Source organism: Bacillus sp. FJAT-29790 (genome assembly GCF_019039215.1).
Classification (GTDB): Bacteria; Bacillota; Bacilli; order Bacillales; family Cytobacillaceae; genus Cytobacillus.
In genome coordinates, this window is sequence record NZ_JAHNZZ010000001.1 from 614,696 (window position 1) to 632,329 (window position 17,634).

General features: G+C 31.7%; 17 protein-coding genes and 1 tRNA gene. 13 read left to right on the forward strand and 5 right to left on the reverse strand.

Features of this window, described 5'->3' with window-relative positions; genetic code table 11:
• Positions 1-80: 80 nt before the first annotated feature.
• Complete coding sequence (locus tag BGM26_RS02955; RefSeq protein ID WP_217038261.1) at positions 81-785, reverse strand: hypothetical protein; 705 nt, start codon at positions 783-785, stop codon at positions 81-83.
• 65 nt (positions 786-850) lie between these two features.
• The gene (locus BGM26_RS21330) at positions 851-1,675 is read right to left on the reverse strand and encodes an SHOCT domain-containing protein (protein ID WP_254118948.1); all 825 of its coding nucleotides are present in this window, start codon (positions 1,673-1,675) and stop codon (positions 851-853) included.
• A 627-nt stretch (positions 1,676-2,302) separates the two neighbouring features.
• Between BGM26_RS21330 and BGM26_RS02965 the strand changes: the two genes are divergently transcribed.
• From BGM26_RS02965 to BGM26_RS02990, 6 genes are all read left to right on the forward strand, one after another.
• Positions 2,303-2,443, forward strand: a complete 141-nt coding sequence (locus BGM26_RS02965; RefSeq protein ID WP_217038262.1) for a hypothetical protein — start codon at positions 2,303-2,305, stop codon at positions 2,441-2,443.
• On the forward strand, positions 2,427-2,654 hold the full coding sequence (locus BGM26_RS02970) for a YolD-like family protein (protein ID WP_367949262.1): 228 nt from the start codon (positions 2,427-2,429) through the stop codon (positions 2,652-2,654). The genes BGM26_RS02965 and BGM26_RS02970 overlap by 17 nt, the downstream gene beginning before the upstream one ends.
• 477 nt (positions 2,655-3,131) lie before the next feature.
• Entirely contained in the window at positions 3,132-3,461 is a 330-nt protein-coding gene (locus tag BGM26_RS02975; protein WP_217038263.1) for a nucleotide pyrophosphohydrolase, read from the forward strand.
• Positions 3,462-3,478: 17 nt separating this feature from the next.
• Positions 3,479-4,504, forward strand: coding sequence for an HNH endonuclease (locus BGM26_RS21630; protein ID WP_302053211.1), 1,026 nt, complete (start codon positions 3,479-3,481; stop codon positions 4,502-4,504).
• Positions 4,505-4,920: 416 nt separating this feature from the next.
• The gene (locus BGM26_RS02985) at positions 4,921-5,220 is read left to right on the forward strand and encodes a hypothetical protein (protein WP_217038264.1); all 300 of its coding nucleotides are present in this window, start codon (positions 4,921-4,923) and stop codon (positions 5,218-5,220) included.
• A gap of 94 nt (positions 5,221-5,314) precedes the next feature.
• The gene (locus BGM26_RS02990; RefSeq protein WP_217038265.1) at positions 5,315-6,265 is read left to right on the forward strand and encodes a protein NO VEIN domain-containing protein; all 951 of its coding nucleotides are present in this window, start codon (positions 5,315-5,317) and stop codon (positions 6,263-6,265) included.
• 334 nt (positions 6,266-6,599) lie between these two features.
• Here BGM26_RS02990 and BGM26_RS02995 read toward each other — a convergent pair whose 3' ends face one another.
• Positions 6,600-7,409, reverse strand: coding sequence for an endonuclease NucS domain-containing protein (locus tag BGM26_RS02995; RefSeq protein ID WP_217038266.1), 810 nt, complete (start codon positions 7,407-7,409; stop codon positions 6,600-6,602).
• A 34-nt stretch (positions 7,410-7,443) separates the two neighbouring features.
• Between BGM26_RS02995 and BGM26_RS03000 the strand changes: the two genes are divergently transcribed.
• The 6 genes from BGM26_RS03000 to BGM26_RS03025 all read left to right on the forward strand — a co-directional run bounded on the left by BGM26_RS03000 (position 7,444) and on the right by BGM26_RS03025 (position 12,900).
• Positions 7,444-7,977 carry a recombinase family protein gene (locus BGM26_RS03000; RefSeq protein ID WP_367949317.1) on the forward strand — a complete coding sequence of 178 codons (534 nt, stop codon included), beginning with the start codon at positions 7,444-7,446 and terminating at the stop codon, positions 7,975-7,977.
• A gap of 131 nt (positions 7,978-8,108) precedes the next feature.
• The gene (locus BGM26_RS03005) at positions 8,109-9,044 is read left to right on the forward strand and encodes a hypothetical protein (RefSeq protein WP_217038267.1); all 936 of its coding nucleotides are present in this window, start codon (positions 8,109-8,111) and stop codon (positions 9,042-9,044) included.
• A 471-nt stretch (positions 9,045-9,515) separates the two neighbouring features.
• On the forward strand, positions 9,516-10,586 hold the full coding sequence (locus BGM26_RS03010) for a hypothetical protein (RefSeq protein WP_217038268.1): 1,071 nt from the start codon (positions 9,516-9,518) through the stop codon (positions 10,584-10,586).
• Positions 10,587-10,621: 35 nt separating this feature from the next.
• Positions 10,622-11,251 carry a hypothetical protein gene (locus BGM26_RS03015; protein WP_217038269.1) on the forward strand — a complete coding sequence of 210 codons (630 nt, stop codon included), beginning with the start codon at positions 10,622-10,624 and terminating at the stop codon, positions 11,249-11,251.
• Positions 11,244-12,329: a hypothetical protein gene (locus BGM26_RS03020; RefSeq protein WP_254118951.1), complete on the forward strand. Its 1,086-nt coding sequence runs from the start codon at positions 11,244-11,246 to the stop codon at positions 12,327-12,329. Before BGM26_RS03015 ends, BGM26_RS03020 begins: the two co-directional genes overlap by 8 nt.
• Before the next feature lie 474 nt (positions 12,330-12,803).
• Positions 12,804-12,900, forward strand: a tRNA-Sec gene (locus tag BGM26_RS03025).
• 680 nt (positions 12,901-13,580) lie between these two features.
• On the opposite strand, the gene BGM26_RS03030 is transcribed toward BGM26_RS03025, so the two are convergent.
• Positions 13,581-14,252, reverse strand: a complete 672-nt coding sequence (locus BGM26_RS03030) for a DUF2642 domain-containing protein (RefSeq protein WP_217038270.1) — start codon at positions 14,250-14,252, stop codon at positions 13,581-13,583.
• 31 nt (positions 14,253-14,283) lie between these two features.
• Positions 14,284-15,642 carry an arsenic transporter gene (locus BGM26_RS03035; protein WP_217038271.1) on the reverse strand — a complete coding sequence of 453 codons (1,359 nt, stop codon included), beginning with the start codon at positions 15,640-15,642 and terminating at the stop codon, positions 14,284-14,286.
• Between the two features lie 481 nt (positions 15,643-16,123).
• Here BGM26_RS03035 and BGM26_RS03040 point away from each other — a divergent pair, with 481 nt between their 5' ends.
• Positions 16,124-17,338, forward strand: coding sequence for a YHYH domain-containing protein (locus tag BGM26_RS03040; protein ID WP_217038272.1), 1,215 nt, complete (start codon positions 16,124-16,126; stop codon positions 17,336-17,338).
• Positions 17,339-17,634: the final 296 nt, after the last annotated feature.

Sequence of the window (17,634 nt, forward strand, 5' to 3'; positions counted from 1 at the left end):
AATTTCATCTCCTTTGTAAAATAAAAAAAAGCAAAGAAATTATTTCCCTTGCTTCTAACAGTTTAGGTAAGCCAATTAATTTAGTTGTTATTTTGATATAGTATTACAGTAAACTTTCTATACCAATGATTTGCCTGATTAGTGATTTTATTATATTTATCACTTCCCAATTTTAATTCACTCGCTGAATCATAGAAAGGGATTTCGAAAATCGGATTTGATAGGTCATTTACAACAATTTCGAGAACCAATTTTCTTATTGATTCAATAGATTCTGTTTTACCACCTAATCCCCCAACAATTGCACCTACCCCTCCTGCCAATACGCCACCAACAATTGCTCCACCTAATTGTGAACCTCTTGAAGTTGATGTAATTGTACTTGAATTAGCATTAAGTTTCACTTCAATGATGTCACTAAATTTAACGTTATGTACTTTAGGAATACTATTTGCAATTTTCAAATCCACATAACTAGGTACCTCAACAATAATAATAGATGATAGTTCCTCATTAATAGATAGAACCTTTCTCTTTGATAAGGTTCCAACATTTGATATATATTTTTCACCATTTATATTTTCATTTAATAAAATCAGTTTTATTCTGGAACTGAAATCCTCAGCGTCTTGGGCATTTCCATTTAATATAATAATACCCAAAGTAATCCAGAGGATAAATCCCAAAAACATTAGGAAACCCCAACCATCTGCACGACCTAAGAAAATAAGTATAAATCCTACGGGAAACATTAAAAGCATCAAACAACCTTTTACTGAATTCAATTTTCATTCTCACCCTTTGACAAGATTATTATTTTTATTTAATTTATGTTTAACTTTACAGGTTGTTAGTTAAGCATTCTCTGTTTTTGCTGTTTAAACTCTTCTTCTGTCAGTATTCCTTTTGAGTATAAATCGGCAAGTTTAGTTAGTTCATCAGCCACATATGTACTTGATGAATTTTCAGAAATTATATTTCCATCAGTTCGGTCTATGATATGGGTTAGAAGGTTGTGCCAATGATTGGCTTCCTTTATTTCATCACCAGTCATGAATGCTCCAAGGTCATGAGGGGATATAAATATCACTCTATGGACAGAATTTTTTGCGTTGTTTACAACGATCTGTAATTCTAACTCCATTACTACCGAAGTTGATTCACTCGAACCACCTAATCCACCAATAATTGCCCCAACCCCACCTGCTAAGGCCCCACCAATAATTGCCCCACCTATTTGACTACCTCTTGAGAATTTCGTTATGGTTACACCATCCTTTATAATTTCTGATTGGATTATTTCAGCGAAAGAGTAAACGTAATATTGGTAATCATATTTATTCATAGATGACAATTCCCCATTGCCTTTATGTTTATTTTCAATTATACAAACTTTTTTATTGTCTTCATCTATTGCTATATATGACTCTCGGCTAGGGGATATAAATTCTTGTGTAATATTAAAATCCTTAATCGCTTTTACGATTTTTTTAAATTTTTCCTCTAATTCATCACCATAGCCTAATCTACGCTTTGAGTTTAAACGTTCTCCTAAAATCCCACTCCCTACAATTCCAAATAAACAAAAAAATATAAATCCAGCACCTAAATCAACAAAAGAAAATAACATTATTGCAAATATAATCATTCCTAAGCAACCTATTCCATAACCCATTAACAGCCCTCCCACATATTTTATAGTTAAATATTACCACAACAATAGGAGGGTATAATAAAATTATTTAAATATTCCCAATTTTATTATCTTTAAACTTAGACGGTGAAGGTGAAAAGGTAATTTTTTTACATGTGTGTAAAATGGTATGCTGTAGGCATCATTTTCCTTTTTGGGGTATCGTATAGCCAAATAATAAGTATTTTTAATCAAATATAATCAATGTCCTCATAATGAATCTTATGGGGACATTATTTTTGGGAATCTCATTTGAATTATTTGGAATAAAATTGATATTTTATCGAAAATAAACCACTATTCCGTATAGGTAGCGGTCTAAAGGTTGTTAAATAATGGGATTTATTCACGAAATTACTTACCTAATACCACTATCTATATCAAATAAGTACAAGAGAAGGAGCCTAATAAGAAAATTGAAGAGGAATTAAAATCTCGTACCTTTAAGTTGGTAAAAGTAAAAGGCTCATATGGAACATACATAGTTAAAAAGAGGATATTTCCAGATGATGTGAGGAGTGTTTTTTATATCGTAGCAATAGTAGGCACAATCATAGCTATATTCTGATATTTTGACAAATAACTTCTATAAATATAGGGGTTATTTTATTGAATAAAAGGGAACATTTGTTCTATAACGAAGAAAGGAGGGATGCGAAAAGGCAATTAGTGATCGGGGAAAAAATGGCAGACAGCTCACTTTCTGCCGGAACATGTGGCAATACTGAAAAAGGTGGAAATAGAGGATAATTTTCTTGCAAAGCCAATTATTGATAAGTATGAGGTTGTGGAACTTGAAAATAAAATTCACTATGCTATGGAGTTTGCTTTTAGTATGAAGTTAAAGATTTGGCGAGAAGGGTCCTTTAGGGAATATGAAGGAAGGGTGACAAGGCTGGATGGGATTGGCAAAGTAATTTATTTGGTGACTAAAGATGGAAATTTAGAAATAGAGATTTAACATCTTAAAATTTGTTACTTTACATATGGAAGACAAAATAGCAACACCATACAATAATTTGCTGGAACAATAATACCTTCAAGGTGCTTTCCTTCTAAAATTTCATTATCAAAGACCACACTTATTTCGTTTAAGAGTACCACTTCCTTTTTAGTATATGACTACATAATTTGACAAGTAGTGCTAAATGCCTGTCATAAACCTTGACAAATTGTTACAATATTACTAAGGTTTTTGAAAATTTCAAAGTATATGTAACTTACTTTGTAGAGATATCAACAACATGGAATTATTTTATCTAGATGTTGTAATACTTCAGTTGATGATAGAGGAATAATTATTCCCTTGGTTGATCAAGATTTAATATTTATGTTAAATCAAATGAAAAAAACAATTATCAAGGCAATTGAAAGTGTATTAGCAGATAGATTAAAAAAAGTCAAATTAGGTTAAAACAAAGAAAGATATGGTGATAGAATGAAAGAATTAATTGAAGAAATAATTCAATTTAGAGATGAACGTGATTGGAAACAATTTCATAATGCAAAAGACCTAGCCATTTCATTATCATTGGAAGCAAGTGAGTTACTTGAGAATTTTCAATGGAAAACGAGTGGGGAAGCCATTGAAAAGAACATTGAGAAAATAAAAGACGAATTAGCTGACGTTGTTATCTATTCTATATTGTTATCGAGTGAGTTAAGTATTGATCTAGAAGAAATAGTGAAGAAAAAAATGGAAAAGAATAATCTGAAGTATCCAATTGAAAAATCAAAGGGTACAAGTAAAAAATATACTCAACTTTAATGAGAGAGGTTAGTTAAATGACATGGTGGATAGTTCCTGCTGGAACAAAAACTGATAAGATTGCACTTCGAAATGTTAAAAATACCCTAGAAAGTCCATATCATATAGAAAGTAAAAGAAATCTTCTGAATGAGGATACTCTTAAACAACTTGAACTAGTTGATTCTGATAAGTTAGTTCACGTTTGGGGGGCAAAAGGAGGTAAGGATAATAAGAAAAATTGGAAGTCCCTTCAAAGAGGGGATAAGATTATTTTTTACACACAAGGGAAATATATGTATCTTGGAACAGTTTACTCAAAGTTACATGATTATGATCTTGCTAAAGAAATTTGGCCTCCTAAAGATAAGAATAGTGCAGTATTCGAATACATATATTTCTTGATTGATGTTCAAAAAATTAATATTGATGGAAATGAATTTAACAATTTACTTGAATATGGTGGAAGCCCAAGAGGCTTTAATACTATTGCATCAGAAAGAATAGATAAACTTGTTGACCAATTCGGAAGTGTTGAAAAAGCGCTAGAATCGTTGATGGGGAAACAGAGAATTACTTCACAAAAAATTGTAATGGTTGAAATGATCGAGGATGATAATTTCCTATCAGATATTGAAAATACTCAGCAACCTTCACCAAAAGAGGATGATAAACCAAAGGAAAAACCTAATAGGATATCTGGAGGAAATAGTAATGGGAAATGGAAAAGAGATGCTTCTGTTGCATTACGTGCAATTATGGATGCGGATTACAAATGTGAAGTTAACTCAAGCCATTCAACCTTCACATCAAAGGCAACAAAAAAACCTTACGTAGAAGCCCATCATTTAATACCAATGCATACACAAGAATTATTTGATAATAGTATTGATGTCACTGCAAATATAGTCTCCTTGTGTCCAAATTGTCATAGAATTTTACACCATGCTCTTATGAATGAAAAACAGCATTTATTAGAATTACTTTATAATGAAAGAAAAGAACGATTGAAAAATTGTAATATTAAAATATCTAAAAGGGACTTAATATCATTTTACAACTAAATAGCTTTTATTATCTGTCCTAAAAGAGTACATAGTTTTCAAAAATTCACTTAAAACTGTGTACTTTTTTATGCCTTTGAAAGGATTATTAATTGAAAAGGTATCAATTTAAAATGAGATATTTGAAGTTAATAGACCTAGAGAAAAGCAGATTTATATTAGTGGAAGCCCATCAGTTCAGGAACAGTTTGAGAAAGGGTTAGATGTGGTAGCAAATATTATGTTGTTATGTCCTCTATGTCATATAAAAGTGCATCATACAACAATAGAATATAAGTAGCCCATTCCTTAGTGTTATTTTTAGTTTCTATTTATTAAAAGGTGTCTTAAATATCTTTATTCACATATTTATCACAATTTTCAAAAGGGTTAAACTTGTGCTCATGGAACTGTTACCTATAAGGAGGATGGTCTATGTGAACATTGAATTAGCAAAGAAGAGAATTTCTGAATTACAAAACTATGTTGATTTGACTGAAACTTATGTGGCTGATTGTTTTGAAAAACACATAATTAAAGAGTATGCAATTACTGGAAGTGTTGTTAAAGTTGCTGAAAAGATGAATGAGTTAGGATTTAAAATTGGAGAACGTAAAGTAGAAAGTAATGATGTTTCTGCTGTAATAAATACAAATCCTAGTAAAAATGATGATGAATTACATAGGATTGTTAGAAGACTTTATAGAAATAAGTTGAAGAGTCATCCGTATTTGTAGATCAGTAAGGGGGATTAGATTTCCCCTTTGATGATAAAACAGATAATAAAATATGGATGTAGTCAGTTTGTTGAAGAAAAAAGGAGACTGTTGTATGAATTACTCAATTATAGCAGAAAATGATGAGTCGCAGTGGGAAGACCAAACAGGTATATTATATCATTTCCCAGCAAGGTATAAAAACATCCTTACACCTGGTACTAAAGTAATTTATTACAAAAGCAGAATGAAAAATAGAGAGTTTGCCTCTATGCGTTTATCTAAAGAACCACATTACTTTGGATTGGCTACAATAGGAGAGGTGTACCCATATACAAATACTGCTAAGAATCAATATTTTGCTAAGATAGAAGAATATATACCGTTTGGAGAAGCAATAGACTTTAAGGATAGCAAGAATAACTATTTAGAAAATGTAAGTAAAAGCAACTATTGGAGAGATGGAGTAAGAAAAATAACAAAGGAAATTTATATTAAAATTGTTAGTTTATCTAACTTAGATATTCAAAGTTCGAAATCAGATGAAATTGAAGTAGAAATAATAGAAGATACTTTACCGAGTATTCATGAAGTAACCCCAAAAGTGGTTGATAATTTGTTTATCAAAAAAATTATTACAAACGACAATAACTCTAAGACTAAGCAAAATGCAAGGGGAAATGGATATTCAAGAAATGCTAAGAAAATAGGGGACAGAGCCGAACAAGTAGTTTTAAAATATCTAGCGGATGAAAAAATGAATAGTATCAGATGGTTAGCAAACGAAGGTGAAAAACCAGGCTATGATATATCTTGTAAAAATAATGATGGAAATGAAATTTATATCGAAGTAAAAGGTACTACTACAAGTAAATTTGATGGCTTTATTATTACAGATAATGAGTTAAAGACGTCTGAAAAATTGGGAGACAAATTCTATATTTACTTTGTCACGAATTGTTTAAGTAAAAATCCAAGAATCCAGCCAATCCAGAATCCTTACAAAAAGGTGAATTTAAATGAGTGGGAATTGACCCCATTATCATATAGGGTTTCCTTTTCATAATCGATAATGATTCAATCAAGAGTAAGAGAATTTGAATAGAAACAAGATGAGATTAGATAGTACATAGTTATCTATTAATATATATATAACTGTTAACTATCTAGATAACTTAAAGAAGTAGTAAAATACATGTTATCAAAAATACTGAAGGGTCTTTCCAAGAAAAAGTCATCTAAAGAAGAATCTATTATATCCACTACTAAACCTAAAGAATTCAAATCTAATGTTACACCAACAAGAATCGGTGAAGTTGGAGAATATAAGATAAACAGTACATAGTTTCCTTTTTTATATAAAGATATAGTTAGGAAACTGTGTACTATCTTAATGTTGTTTAGATGTTTGACCGACTGCTTATTAATGCCTGTTTATATGCTTCATCAATAAGAGGTTTAACATATTCCAAACTCTTTACATGTTTCAATTTAATATCAATTTGATTAGGTTCTTTGTCTTTTTTGTTTTCATTCTCTAAAAACTTATCTTTGTAGCGTTGTATTTCAGAGATAATGTTTTTGTATTTATCGTAAATACTATCACGATTTCCATTAGGAAAATGAAATAGCAAACGATTTACTTTAGCTGATATTGATAGAAATTTCTCATTACATTGCACAACTTGAAACATAATTCCATCTGAAATATTACAAATGATTGGGGTGTCTAAAGTATGCAATTTGTTAGAAACATATTCATAAATATCGTTTGGAATAGTTCCTTGTTTATTTAACTTTTTGATTACATTTTCCTTAGTGCGATAAGGCGACCCTCCTTTAGGTATTTCAACTAAATTTTCTAAATATACTTCTATGTCCTTTTTATTGAAATGTTTATACTCTATTTGTAGTTCTTGTAGTTTTAATTGATAAATATCTTTTATTGGATAGTTTGCGATTAGCATGAATCTTGAATTGCTATCCCCTACCAAATTTCTATAATTTAAAATTTGTGAAATGGCTTCATCACTTACAACTTCTTTTACTTCGATATAAAGCTTTACTCCATTTTTGTCATGAAATAAAATGTCACATCTCTTACTTTTATTAATTATCGATTCCCTTTCAATTAATGTTAATCCATCTTCAATTAAGTCATACCTGATTAGTAACTTATTTTGTAAAACAATTTCTTCGTTGTATTTCATTTAATCCACTCCTAATTAATTATATAGAATAATCATAACACTTGTAAGGTTTGTTGAAGCAGGATGTAAGCGAATCTTTTTTGAAAAGGTTACAGGAACAAGTACCACTAAAAGAAATGAATTGAAAGCAGCTATTCAGTTTTTAGTTAAAGGTGATACTCTTGTAGTGACAAAGATTGACCGCTTAGCGCGTTCGATTATTGACCTAAATAACATCGTTAATGAATTAAATGCAAAAGGTGTAAACGTTCGATTCTTAAAAGAAAATATTGAGTTTCAAGCGGGAGAAAATAATAATTCACTTCAAACATTACTCTTTAATATTCTAGGTTCATTCGCACAGTTTGAAAGAGATATAATTGTAGAGCGTACTGGAGAGGGTAGAGAGAGAGCAAAAAAACAAGGTAAACACATGGGTAGACCTTTACAAGATAAAAAAGCAATTGAGAAGGCATTAAAGTTGTACTATGAACGAGAAACAAATAGATTAAGTGTTAATGATATTGTAAAAATGACAAGCGTACCACGATCCACTATTTACGCAGAATTAAGGAAAATAAAAGGATAATATTATCCCCTTATACAAGATTTGATAGTTAAGGAAGGATTTTATTTAATAGTGTAGAAATAATGTATTTGCATCTTTAGGATTATACCAGAATAGTTCAAATTAACTATAACAGAACGAGGGTTGATAAAGTGGGTTTCAAAGCAGAAGTTTTACGTGTCCTGATCGCTTCACCTTCAGATGTACAACAAGAACGTGATGAGATTGAAAAGGCAATTTTTGAATGGAACAGTGTATATGCCGAACATTTACAGACTGTACTTCTTCCGAGCAGATGGGAGAATGATGTTACCCCAACATATAGTGGAACATATTCTCAGCAAGTAATAAATGAACAGTTGGTAAAGAAATGCGATATTCTTATTGGTGTGTTCTGGGCAAAACTTGGCACTCCCACAATAGAGCATTCCTCTGGGACACTAGAAGAAATTAGCATTTTTATTGAGCAACAAAAAGAGGTTATGGTTTATTTTGTTGATAAGCCTATTCCTAGAGATTTTGATTTTGATGAAGTTAAAAAGGTTAATGCCTATAGAACTGAATATGGAAAAAAGGGGGTTTATGCTTCTTATAACGTAAATAGAATTGTCGAACATTTATTTCAAAAGGTTATTGATTATAAATCGAAAAATGAAGTAGTAAGTAAAAGTGATCAAGTTAATACTCAAACTAAGGATGTTACTGAAGAAATAGACAAAATTCCTTTCGAAGAATTAATATTATCAGGTAGGCTAACCCAAAATGAAATTCTTTTACTCGGTTACATACTTGATACTGGAAACAGGAATTTTGGCTCAAGATGGATGGCAGATGAAACGAAGAAAATGATACAGAATTGGAATGAAAGATGTTCATTGTCGAATGATATATTGCCTAACTATGAAGGGGTAATAGCAAACTTAGTCGAGCGAGGATTATTAGAAGCAACAGAATATACTAGTCATGGTAACGTAAGATTATTTACAATGCCTATAGCTATATTTGATCAACTTCGTGATCTACCAGTAGGAATAAAATATGAAATTAACAATGTGGTAGAATCTTTTTATTTAGAATTACCGTTTTAGGTAAACACTTTTCTTGTTTCAACAACAAGTGGGGATAATTTAGTAAGAGAGATCGTCTAAAGACACTCTTTTTTACGCTTATTTTCACTATATTTTAGTACAAATTTACGTTTTAAAATCTGTTGGAAATAAAAATGAATATGATTCAAAGCTTAGGCACTCAATAGAGTGTCTTTTTTATATTATCGGGGGCATTTTTCACCAAATATAAAAGTTTATTTATGGAAATATGGTTTAGCTCTTCTGCTCCTGCACTCTGAATTAATCTTGGGTTTGAGCTCTTTTATAAAAAATTTCAATGGTTATCATTGCTAGCTTTATAACAAAAAACTATTCTATAATTAGCTTTTTCTTGAATTGCTCAAGTGGGATAGTATAAAAGTTGGTTTTAAAATACAAAAACCCTGTCTTATGTTGTTGGAAAATGTTATTATTTGTATTACTGTATCTCTTTTTTAGGAGTGAATATAAGTGGATAATATTAATAGAAGAAGTGTTCTGGAAAGAGCTTTTCATAGATTCAGTAAAATGCAAGTGATTGAGTATATCAAAGGTTACAAAGTGGGATATGTTCTTGACAAGGATAAAAAAAATAAAATCGATTTAATAGACGATTTCCTCCTTTTAGATAAAGTACTTAGTGAACAAGATATAATCGACTTAGCTGAAATGGCAGTTATGAAAAGGAAAAAAGGTTTATCCGCGTATACTTATAACTATAAAAATTTGGGTAAACTAAAAGATAAAAACATTGAGCAGATAAGAACTGAATTTGTGAAATCTTATGTATTAACTCCTGTGTATGAGGTTGCTCTAGTTAATGTTGAATCGAATGATGAGAAACTTGATTTAATCATCAAAGTGAAGGAGTATGGAACATATTGGAAGATGGGGGTTCAAGATTTAAATTCATTAACAGCTGTTTATGATAATAAAGTTACTTTTGAGAAGGAAGGTAATAAGGTATCAATTGAAGCAGGGGACGATAATATTGAAGACGTTATAGAAAAATTCCTTTCAAATAGATTGGGGATACCTTTAATCCCTTACACTATTAAAATGTTTAGTGGTTTCTATTCTGACCAAGATAGTGCATCAGAAAAAACTATGCTAATCTTTGACTTCATATATAATAGGCTACCCTCAAAAGGAATTAGTTCAAGCTTTAATGATGTAAAATTTAAAATGAATAATACTTCTCAAAGTGGTGGAGTAAAAGGTATTACTGTTCATGGTAATGATATTATTGCTTCAGATGAAGCATGTAAGTATATTACCCTTTCGAATGATATTGTCTCATTTAAAACAACCTCGTTATACCAAGGGGCAAAGGTAAATGTGCAATTTAGCTTAAAAGGAAAAGACTTTGATAAGTTAAAAATTGTTATTCTTGATAATAAATCAGAAGAATATAAACAAGAAGTAATGAATCTTATGCAAGAAGAATACATTCTTATGTGTAATGATGGGATAAAAAACATTGAAGAAACTAGAAGAAAACTTGAACCTATTTACCAAAATTTCATAGCTTCTAGAACATAGAAGCTATATAACCTCTTTAAAGTAGGTGATATTTAATGCTTTACAGGGATTGTATCTTTTATAAATATAGTGGAACGCCTAATTGGAGGGATATGCAGAGCAATAGTAATGATAATTATTGTTCGTTTAGCTGTGATTCTTACGAGGGGGAAATTCTACAAGCAAGCATTGCTTGGTCAGACCCAATAAAGGTAAGAGACAAAATTATCACATCAGAGCGGAAAACAATAAAGTTTTTTGTTTTTAAGGAAAACAAAGTTATATGCATTTTTGGCGGTTCTGAAAGTCAAATGGCTTATACAATTTCGAAATTATTTACTTTTTTTTCTATTTCGTTGAAAAAAATAAATATATTTGAAAGTTATAAACAAAAAACTTTAAAATCAACCTTTTTTAAGGGATTAACCTTAACTAGTCTTGATATTGCTAAGCAACAATCTGGTTTTGATAATAGTACATATATTAATATTTCGGTCAATGATATTGAGAAGAATAATCTAGCGAAATACATCAATTCACCAGAAATTCTAAGTTTAATCATTCTTTATAAAGAAAAACAAATATACTTTTCATTGGATGTATTTTCTGTTGTTTCTTTTTTTGATACCGATGAATTTAATTCTATTTTTGAAGTATGTAGAAGGATTGTGGTTGATATTGTCTAAGTGGTGGTCTACATTTTTAGTAATAATTCCATTTGTTCTAAACATGGGATTATTATTTGTATTTAAAGATTTCCAGAGTGTTTTTCTAGTGAATGATTTACCAGATTCAATTTCCAATTCCTCTTCCTCTATTTTGGTTAGTTGGTTGTTTGGAGGAATTATGTCATTATTAGGTTTCATTACATTATTTATTGCCTTTTCGTACGAAAATAAGCTTTTAACCGCTTCAAAAATTAAACAACAATTATTAAGACCATATGCCTTAAGTCTTGAAGAAATAATGTTGAATTTTAGCGTCTATAGACTTTATATTTCAAAAGATTTTTTACTAAATTATATTTATTGGGTTTTTATTATTGTTTCAAGTATTTCTATCTTTACTTGGGGAATAATTATTAGTTTTTATACTAATTTCGAATTTATAACCCTTCCAATTAGTTATATGCAAATAACTGATATAATTGTGGTAGTAATTTGGGGATTATTATCTTTTGTTTTAATAGCTATTTCAATATTATTAAACCTCATCCGCTCTAATAAAGACCCTTTAGAGAAAGGCTTTTTACTAAATGAAACACAATTATCAGATGTCCAAATACTTCACGAAAAGAATGGTGACTTGCAAGAACTTTTCTTTAAGATTGCTCCAACTATAACTCTACTGAGAAAACCTCAGGATGTTGAGGAATATGAGTTGAACATTTATTTTCCTATTAAGCTTTCTAATATGAGGTTTGTTGCACAAATATACAATACCAATAGGGACGTATCAATTCGAACGTTTGGTGTAATACAAAACGTTGATAAAATAGGGGGAAGTTTTTCTCATATCTTTACCAATCAACTGAGTTTGACAAGTATTAACTTGAATGAAAACTCTAATGGTGTCTTGAAGTTTTATGATAAAGATAACAGGTTAGTAAGTTTGTTAATGTTAAAAGCAAATAAAAGTGATGAAGGCATTAAATATCAAGTTACTGAGAAGGTAGATTTAAAAATTATTACAAATGATAATGATTACAGGGATATAGAAAATAGAAACGATGAATTTATGGACTACACATTGGGAGTATTATAATCTTTAATATAACAAAAGTGTCTTAATTTTGTACTAGGGTGCAATTGACCAGTTTTAATGATTGATATGTTGATTTAATTGGTAGCTTCACCCCCACAATCGGAACGCATTTTGGATGGCTTATTTGTTAAATGAAACGTAAACGTAAACGTAATCAACGAATAGACTAAAAGAAAAGAATGTTTAAGCACTCACTAGTGAAGGTAAGTGCCTTTTTGTATATAGGGTGGTGCTTTTGACCAATTACATCGATTTATACATTAAATAATGTAAAAGCTGTATCACTCCCACAATCTGTTAAATATCACTTGTGTTTTGTCTCTTGAATACGTTTGATATAAAGGAAATATATATTGTTAACTACATAAAAAATAGAACAAATGAAGGCTAAAAATGTTATAATATAGTTGAGAATGCTATAGACTAAACCGTTGGTGGAATTGGGAAAAGACCGTTGGAATCCCCTGCTACTTAAGGGCTGAATGGGGTACTGGTGTCCTCCACGGTCTTCAAAACCGCATGAAGCCTGCGTGCCAGGCTTGCTGGGTTCGATTCCCAGGCAGTCCCGCCAAAATACAGATTATTATTATTACCGTACGTTGATTTTCACTCGTGCGGTTTTTTCGTAACAAGTTAACTTCAATTAAGTTGGGATTTCAATTTAGATGAATCTAATTTGAACACTTATTGACGTTACTGGTTAATTGCTTCATATTTCTGTGGTTACCCACTTCTTTATCAAACAAAAAAGCGGCGACTATATTTAACATCTCATTCTTCCTGCGATCGGGTTATTGATTATTGTATAGGTTTGATTTAATTTATCGGGATTTGTACTCACTTTTGGACTTTGTTGGGTATTGGTCGGTTCTAGATACTACTTCTTCATAACTAAGACTAAAAACAGTACGCCTAGCATAACAGGCATAACTGGATAATAAGCTTGGGAAGAAAATCGTTTTTCGTTTTCTTCCCAAGCTTTTTTTAGGGACTTATTTGACTGTATTTTTTTATCAGCGGAAAACAGGGGATTTTAATTACATTGATTATTGGGAGAATTAAATTAATTTCTGGTTAATCGCCTAGTTCATTTCTGGTTTCCACAGCATATCTTAAAAGGGACGATAACACTATTCTTTGTGTCTGAGCTTAATTAATACACAAGGACTCTTTGGGGCAATATTTATTGCCTCTTTTTTTGTTGCTTTCATATAAAATCCTCCTCTAAGGTCGAGTTATTGTATTCATCGTCTACAGCATGTGCACGGATTTAATATGCAAAAGGTTTATACAAACGATTTCGCCGGTAGCTAGTACAAATTCAGCGAGGTTATTTTCTACCTTTTTTAACAAGCCTACTTTTCTAGGGTCCATTCCTCCATCAAAGATGACCAGTTTTCCTTCCACCTTTTTTAACTGGTTTTCTAAGGAAAGGAGTAATGGAAGGTTATTCGGACTTTTACTGAAGGGGAGGCTCTCCTTACTTAGTGTATACGGCGTAATGTTTTGGGTGTATGGGATTAGCCATTTGATGTGATGAATCGGAATATATATCGTCTTATAAAGAGGAGAATCGAAAGCAATATAATCATTTAAGACGTTTGTGATATATCCGTAGAAAGATAAATTTCTTGCCACATAAATTTCGAGAAAATTTCCTTTTGCATTTGTCAATACATCTTGATAAGAAAGGGGGTCCATTTCTGCTGTTACAGTTGATTTACTGGGCGGCGGATCAACTAGCTCATCTTTGTTTCTATTAAGCTTGATTTGATGTACATGAAATAAAGGAATATACATATATTGCTCTCCATTAAACAATACAAGAATTTCTTTTCCTGCGTCGATTAATATCCCATTAATCGATTCTTTTCCTATTTGTACATTGATTTGTTTACTCTGCAAAGCGGTTAAATCAGTCAAGATAATTCCTCCTTTAAAATTTTAGTGTTTTTTAGGCAAATACCATTTGTACCCAGTAGTACAATAAGAACAGGGTGAAAATTGTGGATATTGGAATGACAATCAATGATACGCTCAGATAATCCTTCCATTTCACTTTGATCTTATGCTGTTTGAGGATATACATCCAGATAAGCGACGCAAGCGTTCCGATCGGTAACAATAAGGAACCCATGTCACTTCCAATGATGTTAGCAAGATAAATCGTTTTTAATGTAACAGGATCGAGTCCCATTTGTGTTAAAGTAATCGTTCCAACCATTAAAGCTGGATGATTATTAAAGATATTAGATAGAAGGGAAACTAATCCACCCATCGTTAAGCTCGCATAAAGTAAGCCCTGGTTTACAATCGGTTCACATAATTGCACGAGGAACGCTGTCAATCCTACATTGTGAAGCCCGTAAATGATGACGTACATGGAAAACGCAAAAATCAGAATGTGCCATGGGGTCTTTTTCAAAATGTCAACGGGGTTTGTGCGTAGATGATACCATCGCCACATAAGTAAGCAGACGGATCCGAGTACGGCAACTAGCGCAATTGGTATGGAGAGAAAGGAAGCAACAAACAATAGACAGCGCATAACAAAGACGAACAGCAAAACCTTTAACATAAATTTTGTGCGTTTTCCCTTTGTTTCCACCGAGAGTTTTGATCCTTTTAATGGATGGAAATTTTTGGTGAAAAAGTTTTCCTCAATCTCATAAGTGGAATCAGGCAATTTTTTCGGCAATTTTCTTTTCACGACGAGAAACATCAACCAGGACATAAACAGCAAACCTAATGTTGCGGGTACAAACATCATCGCGGTGTGCATATACAGTGTCATATTCACAATTTCCAATGCGATTAGGTTAACGATATTGCTTACGCCAATCGGGGCACTGGAGGCGGTTGCAGTAAGGGCTCCACTTAAAAGGTACGGAATTTGTTGATGGGGTTTTAATTGAAGGTTCCGTAGCAGTAGTATCAAAATCGGTGTCGTAATCAATATACTCCCATCATTATTAAATAAAAGTGTCATCAAAAAGCATAACAGCTGGACGTACCAATATAGCCTGTACCCTGATCCTTTAGCTAAACTGGCAAGACGGGCTGCTGCCCAGTGGAAGAAACCGAAACTTTCTAAAATGACTGCCATGACAATCGTCGCCATAATTGTAATGGAAGCTCCACCAATCTTACTAATAATATCTGATATGTCTGTTCGTGAAACAATTCCTGTTAATAAAATAATCCCTGCACCAATAGCCGCTGGAAACGCTTCGTTTATCCCTTTTGGTCTCCAAAAAATTACGAGCATGGTCATTACGAAAACAAAAATGGTGATTCCTAACTGAAATGTCATCTTCCCACTCCTTTCAATATTTCGGGTAGAGTCACATGACCCTACTTGTCCGTTTGCTTATATTTATATTCGCCCCGAGAAAGAAGGAACTAGATTATTGACTTATTTTGTCTAAATGTATGTTTGTCTGATAGAGATAATTGTACGATTAAGATAGATAACTATTTTTGCAGTTCTCTATTATACTTGCAAGTATCCTGTTGTAGATCGCATTTAAAAAATCCTCAAAATCGTGTGTGATCTGTATTTTAGATTCAGCTTGGTTCGATTCTTTGTCGGTCAAGCCAAACTTGATATTGTATGATTCATACTCCGCATGGTGATTTTTTTATACGTGCGTTTTTTTTATTTTTAGTAGGCACATTCAAAAGATGAGAATCAATTTCCAGATTCTATCTACAAATTGTATAAACTATTAATTATATTGTGAATTTGTTACAATTTGCTTAAGTTTTAATAATATTAACAAGGGGGATATGTTATGAAAGGGGTACTAAAGTTTTTAGTCTTATTTTTGCTATTTACATATTTAAATATAAATTCAGTTGAAGCCCATAGTGGTAGGACTGATAGTAGCGGAGGACATAATTGCAGTCCAAAATCAGTCGCAAAAGGCTTATGTTCTGGTTATCACTATCATAATGGGGGAGGAACCACTAATACAGCCCCTGCACCTGCTAAAACCGTATACAATCCAAAAGTTTACTACGATAAAGGTTATCAAGCTGGTTATGACAAAGGACATGAAATGGGATACAAAAAAGATTCCTCAATCTTCAGTTCTACTGATAATAACAGTGACTATATCGAAGGATGGTCAGCCGGATATCAAAAGGGTCTAGAAGATGGATTAAATAAAATAAAAAAAGAAGAAAAGGATGCGAAAGATAAAAAAGATGGAGAAGAAAAAGGGAAAAAAGACGGTGCAACTTCCTTTTCAGCAGGGAAGAATAATAACGATTACTCATACTCCTCAGGAAGCTCAGAACTTTATATAATTGCTTATAAAGAAGCATTTACTACTTCATGGCAAATAGAAAAAAGTAGAAAAGATGCTTTTGAGAATGGCTATGAGCAAGGATTATTGCAAGATGAAATTGTTATCCCAACTAATTTTGAAACAGACATACTGAGATCTGAATATGAGAAGGGCCACAAAGAAGGAGTGAATGAACGGGATAAAAATGAGATGATAAAATACGAAAAAGAAGGACATTCTTTGGGTTATGATGTAAAGGAGTTTGCCGTGCCTGCGGATTTACAAAAAGAAATTTATATTGATGCTTTAAAACAAGGATATGAAGCTGGTTTACAAAAACGAAAAGAAGAAATTGTGAAAGAAGGCTATACATTTGCCTTTAAACAAATGAAGTATGAAAACAATTTGTATGAAGGAAAAAAACATTTTTCGAACTGGTTTAAAGAAGGTTACGAAAGCAATGATGTTGCTGCAGAAATTAAAATAAAGGCAATAAAATTAGGAAAGGAAAACAAGGAATACACGATCCCAGAGAAGTACAAGGTAAATGCTGATGCTATTGCTTTATATGATAAACTTTTCTTAGAAGGACAAAAAATTCAAAAAGAAGAAAATAGAAAGACCCGTGCCACTTTAATGGCAGCTGGTGTAATAGGTTTTCCAACAGTAGGTGGAATATATTATTGGACTCGTAAGCGTAAAAAGAAAATCGAGTAGTGACATGCAGGCTTCAAGAAATACTTAAAGATAGTTATTATGATATATTTTGCTATTAACATTAATTTTAGGCTAGCTAGGCCTTACCGAGAAGTTCCTTTCAATATTTGTATTAATCCGAACAGTGATTCACTCATGCGATTTTTCTGCGTTTTGGAAATTACTGGACTTAATCTTTATTTATGAAGGTGAGGAGTATTTTTGTTTATTTTCATGAGAAAAGAGGGAAGTATAAAGGAAGAAATACAAACGAAAAATATAAAAATGAATACAGCCAAGAACAATATTAGGTGGGT

What these genes read in the sequence shown, in the direction of transcription:
- BGM26_RS21630 (WP_302053211.1), top strand. Translation starts at nt 3,479, where the DNA reads ATGACATGGTGGATAGTTCCTGCTGGAACAAAAACTGATAAGATTGCA.
- BGM26_RS21330 (WP_254118948.1), bottom strand. Translation starts at nt 1,675, where the DNA reads ATGGGTTATGGAATAGGTTGCTTAGGAATGATTATATTTGCAATAATG.
- BGM26_RS03040 (WP_217038272.1), top strand. Translation starts at nt 16,124, where the DNA reads ATGAAAGGGGTACTAAAGTTTTTAGTCTTATTTTTGCTATTTACATAT.
- BGM26_RS02975 (WP_217038263.1), top strand. Translation starts at nt 3,132, where the DNA reads ATGAAAGAATTAATTGAAGAAATAATTCAATTTAGAGATGAACGTGAT.
- BGM26_RS02995 (WP_217038266.1), bottom strand. Translation starts at nt 7,409, where the DNA reads ATGAAATACAACGAAGAAATTGTTTTACAAAATAAGTTACTAATCAGG.
- BGM26_RS02990 (WP_217038265.1), top strand. Translation starts at nt 5,315, where the DNA reads ATGAATTACTCAATTATAGCAGAAAATGATGAGTCGCAGTGGGAAGAC.
- BGM26_RS03015 (WP_217038269.1), top strand. Translation starts at nt 10,622, where the DNA reads ATGCTTTACAGGGATTGTATCTTTTATAAATATAGTGGAACGCCTAAT.
- BGM26_RS03035 (WP_217038271.1), bottom strand. Translation starts at nt 15,642, where the DNA reads ATGACATTTCAGTTAGGAATCACCATTTTTGTTTTCGTAATGACCATG.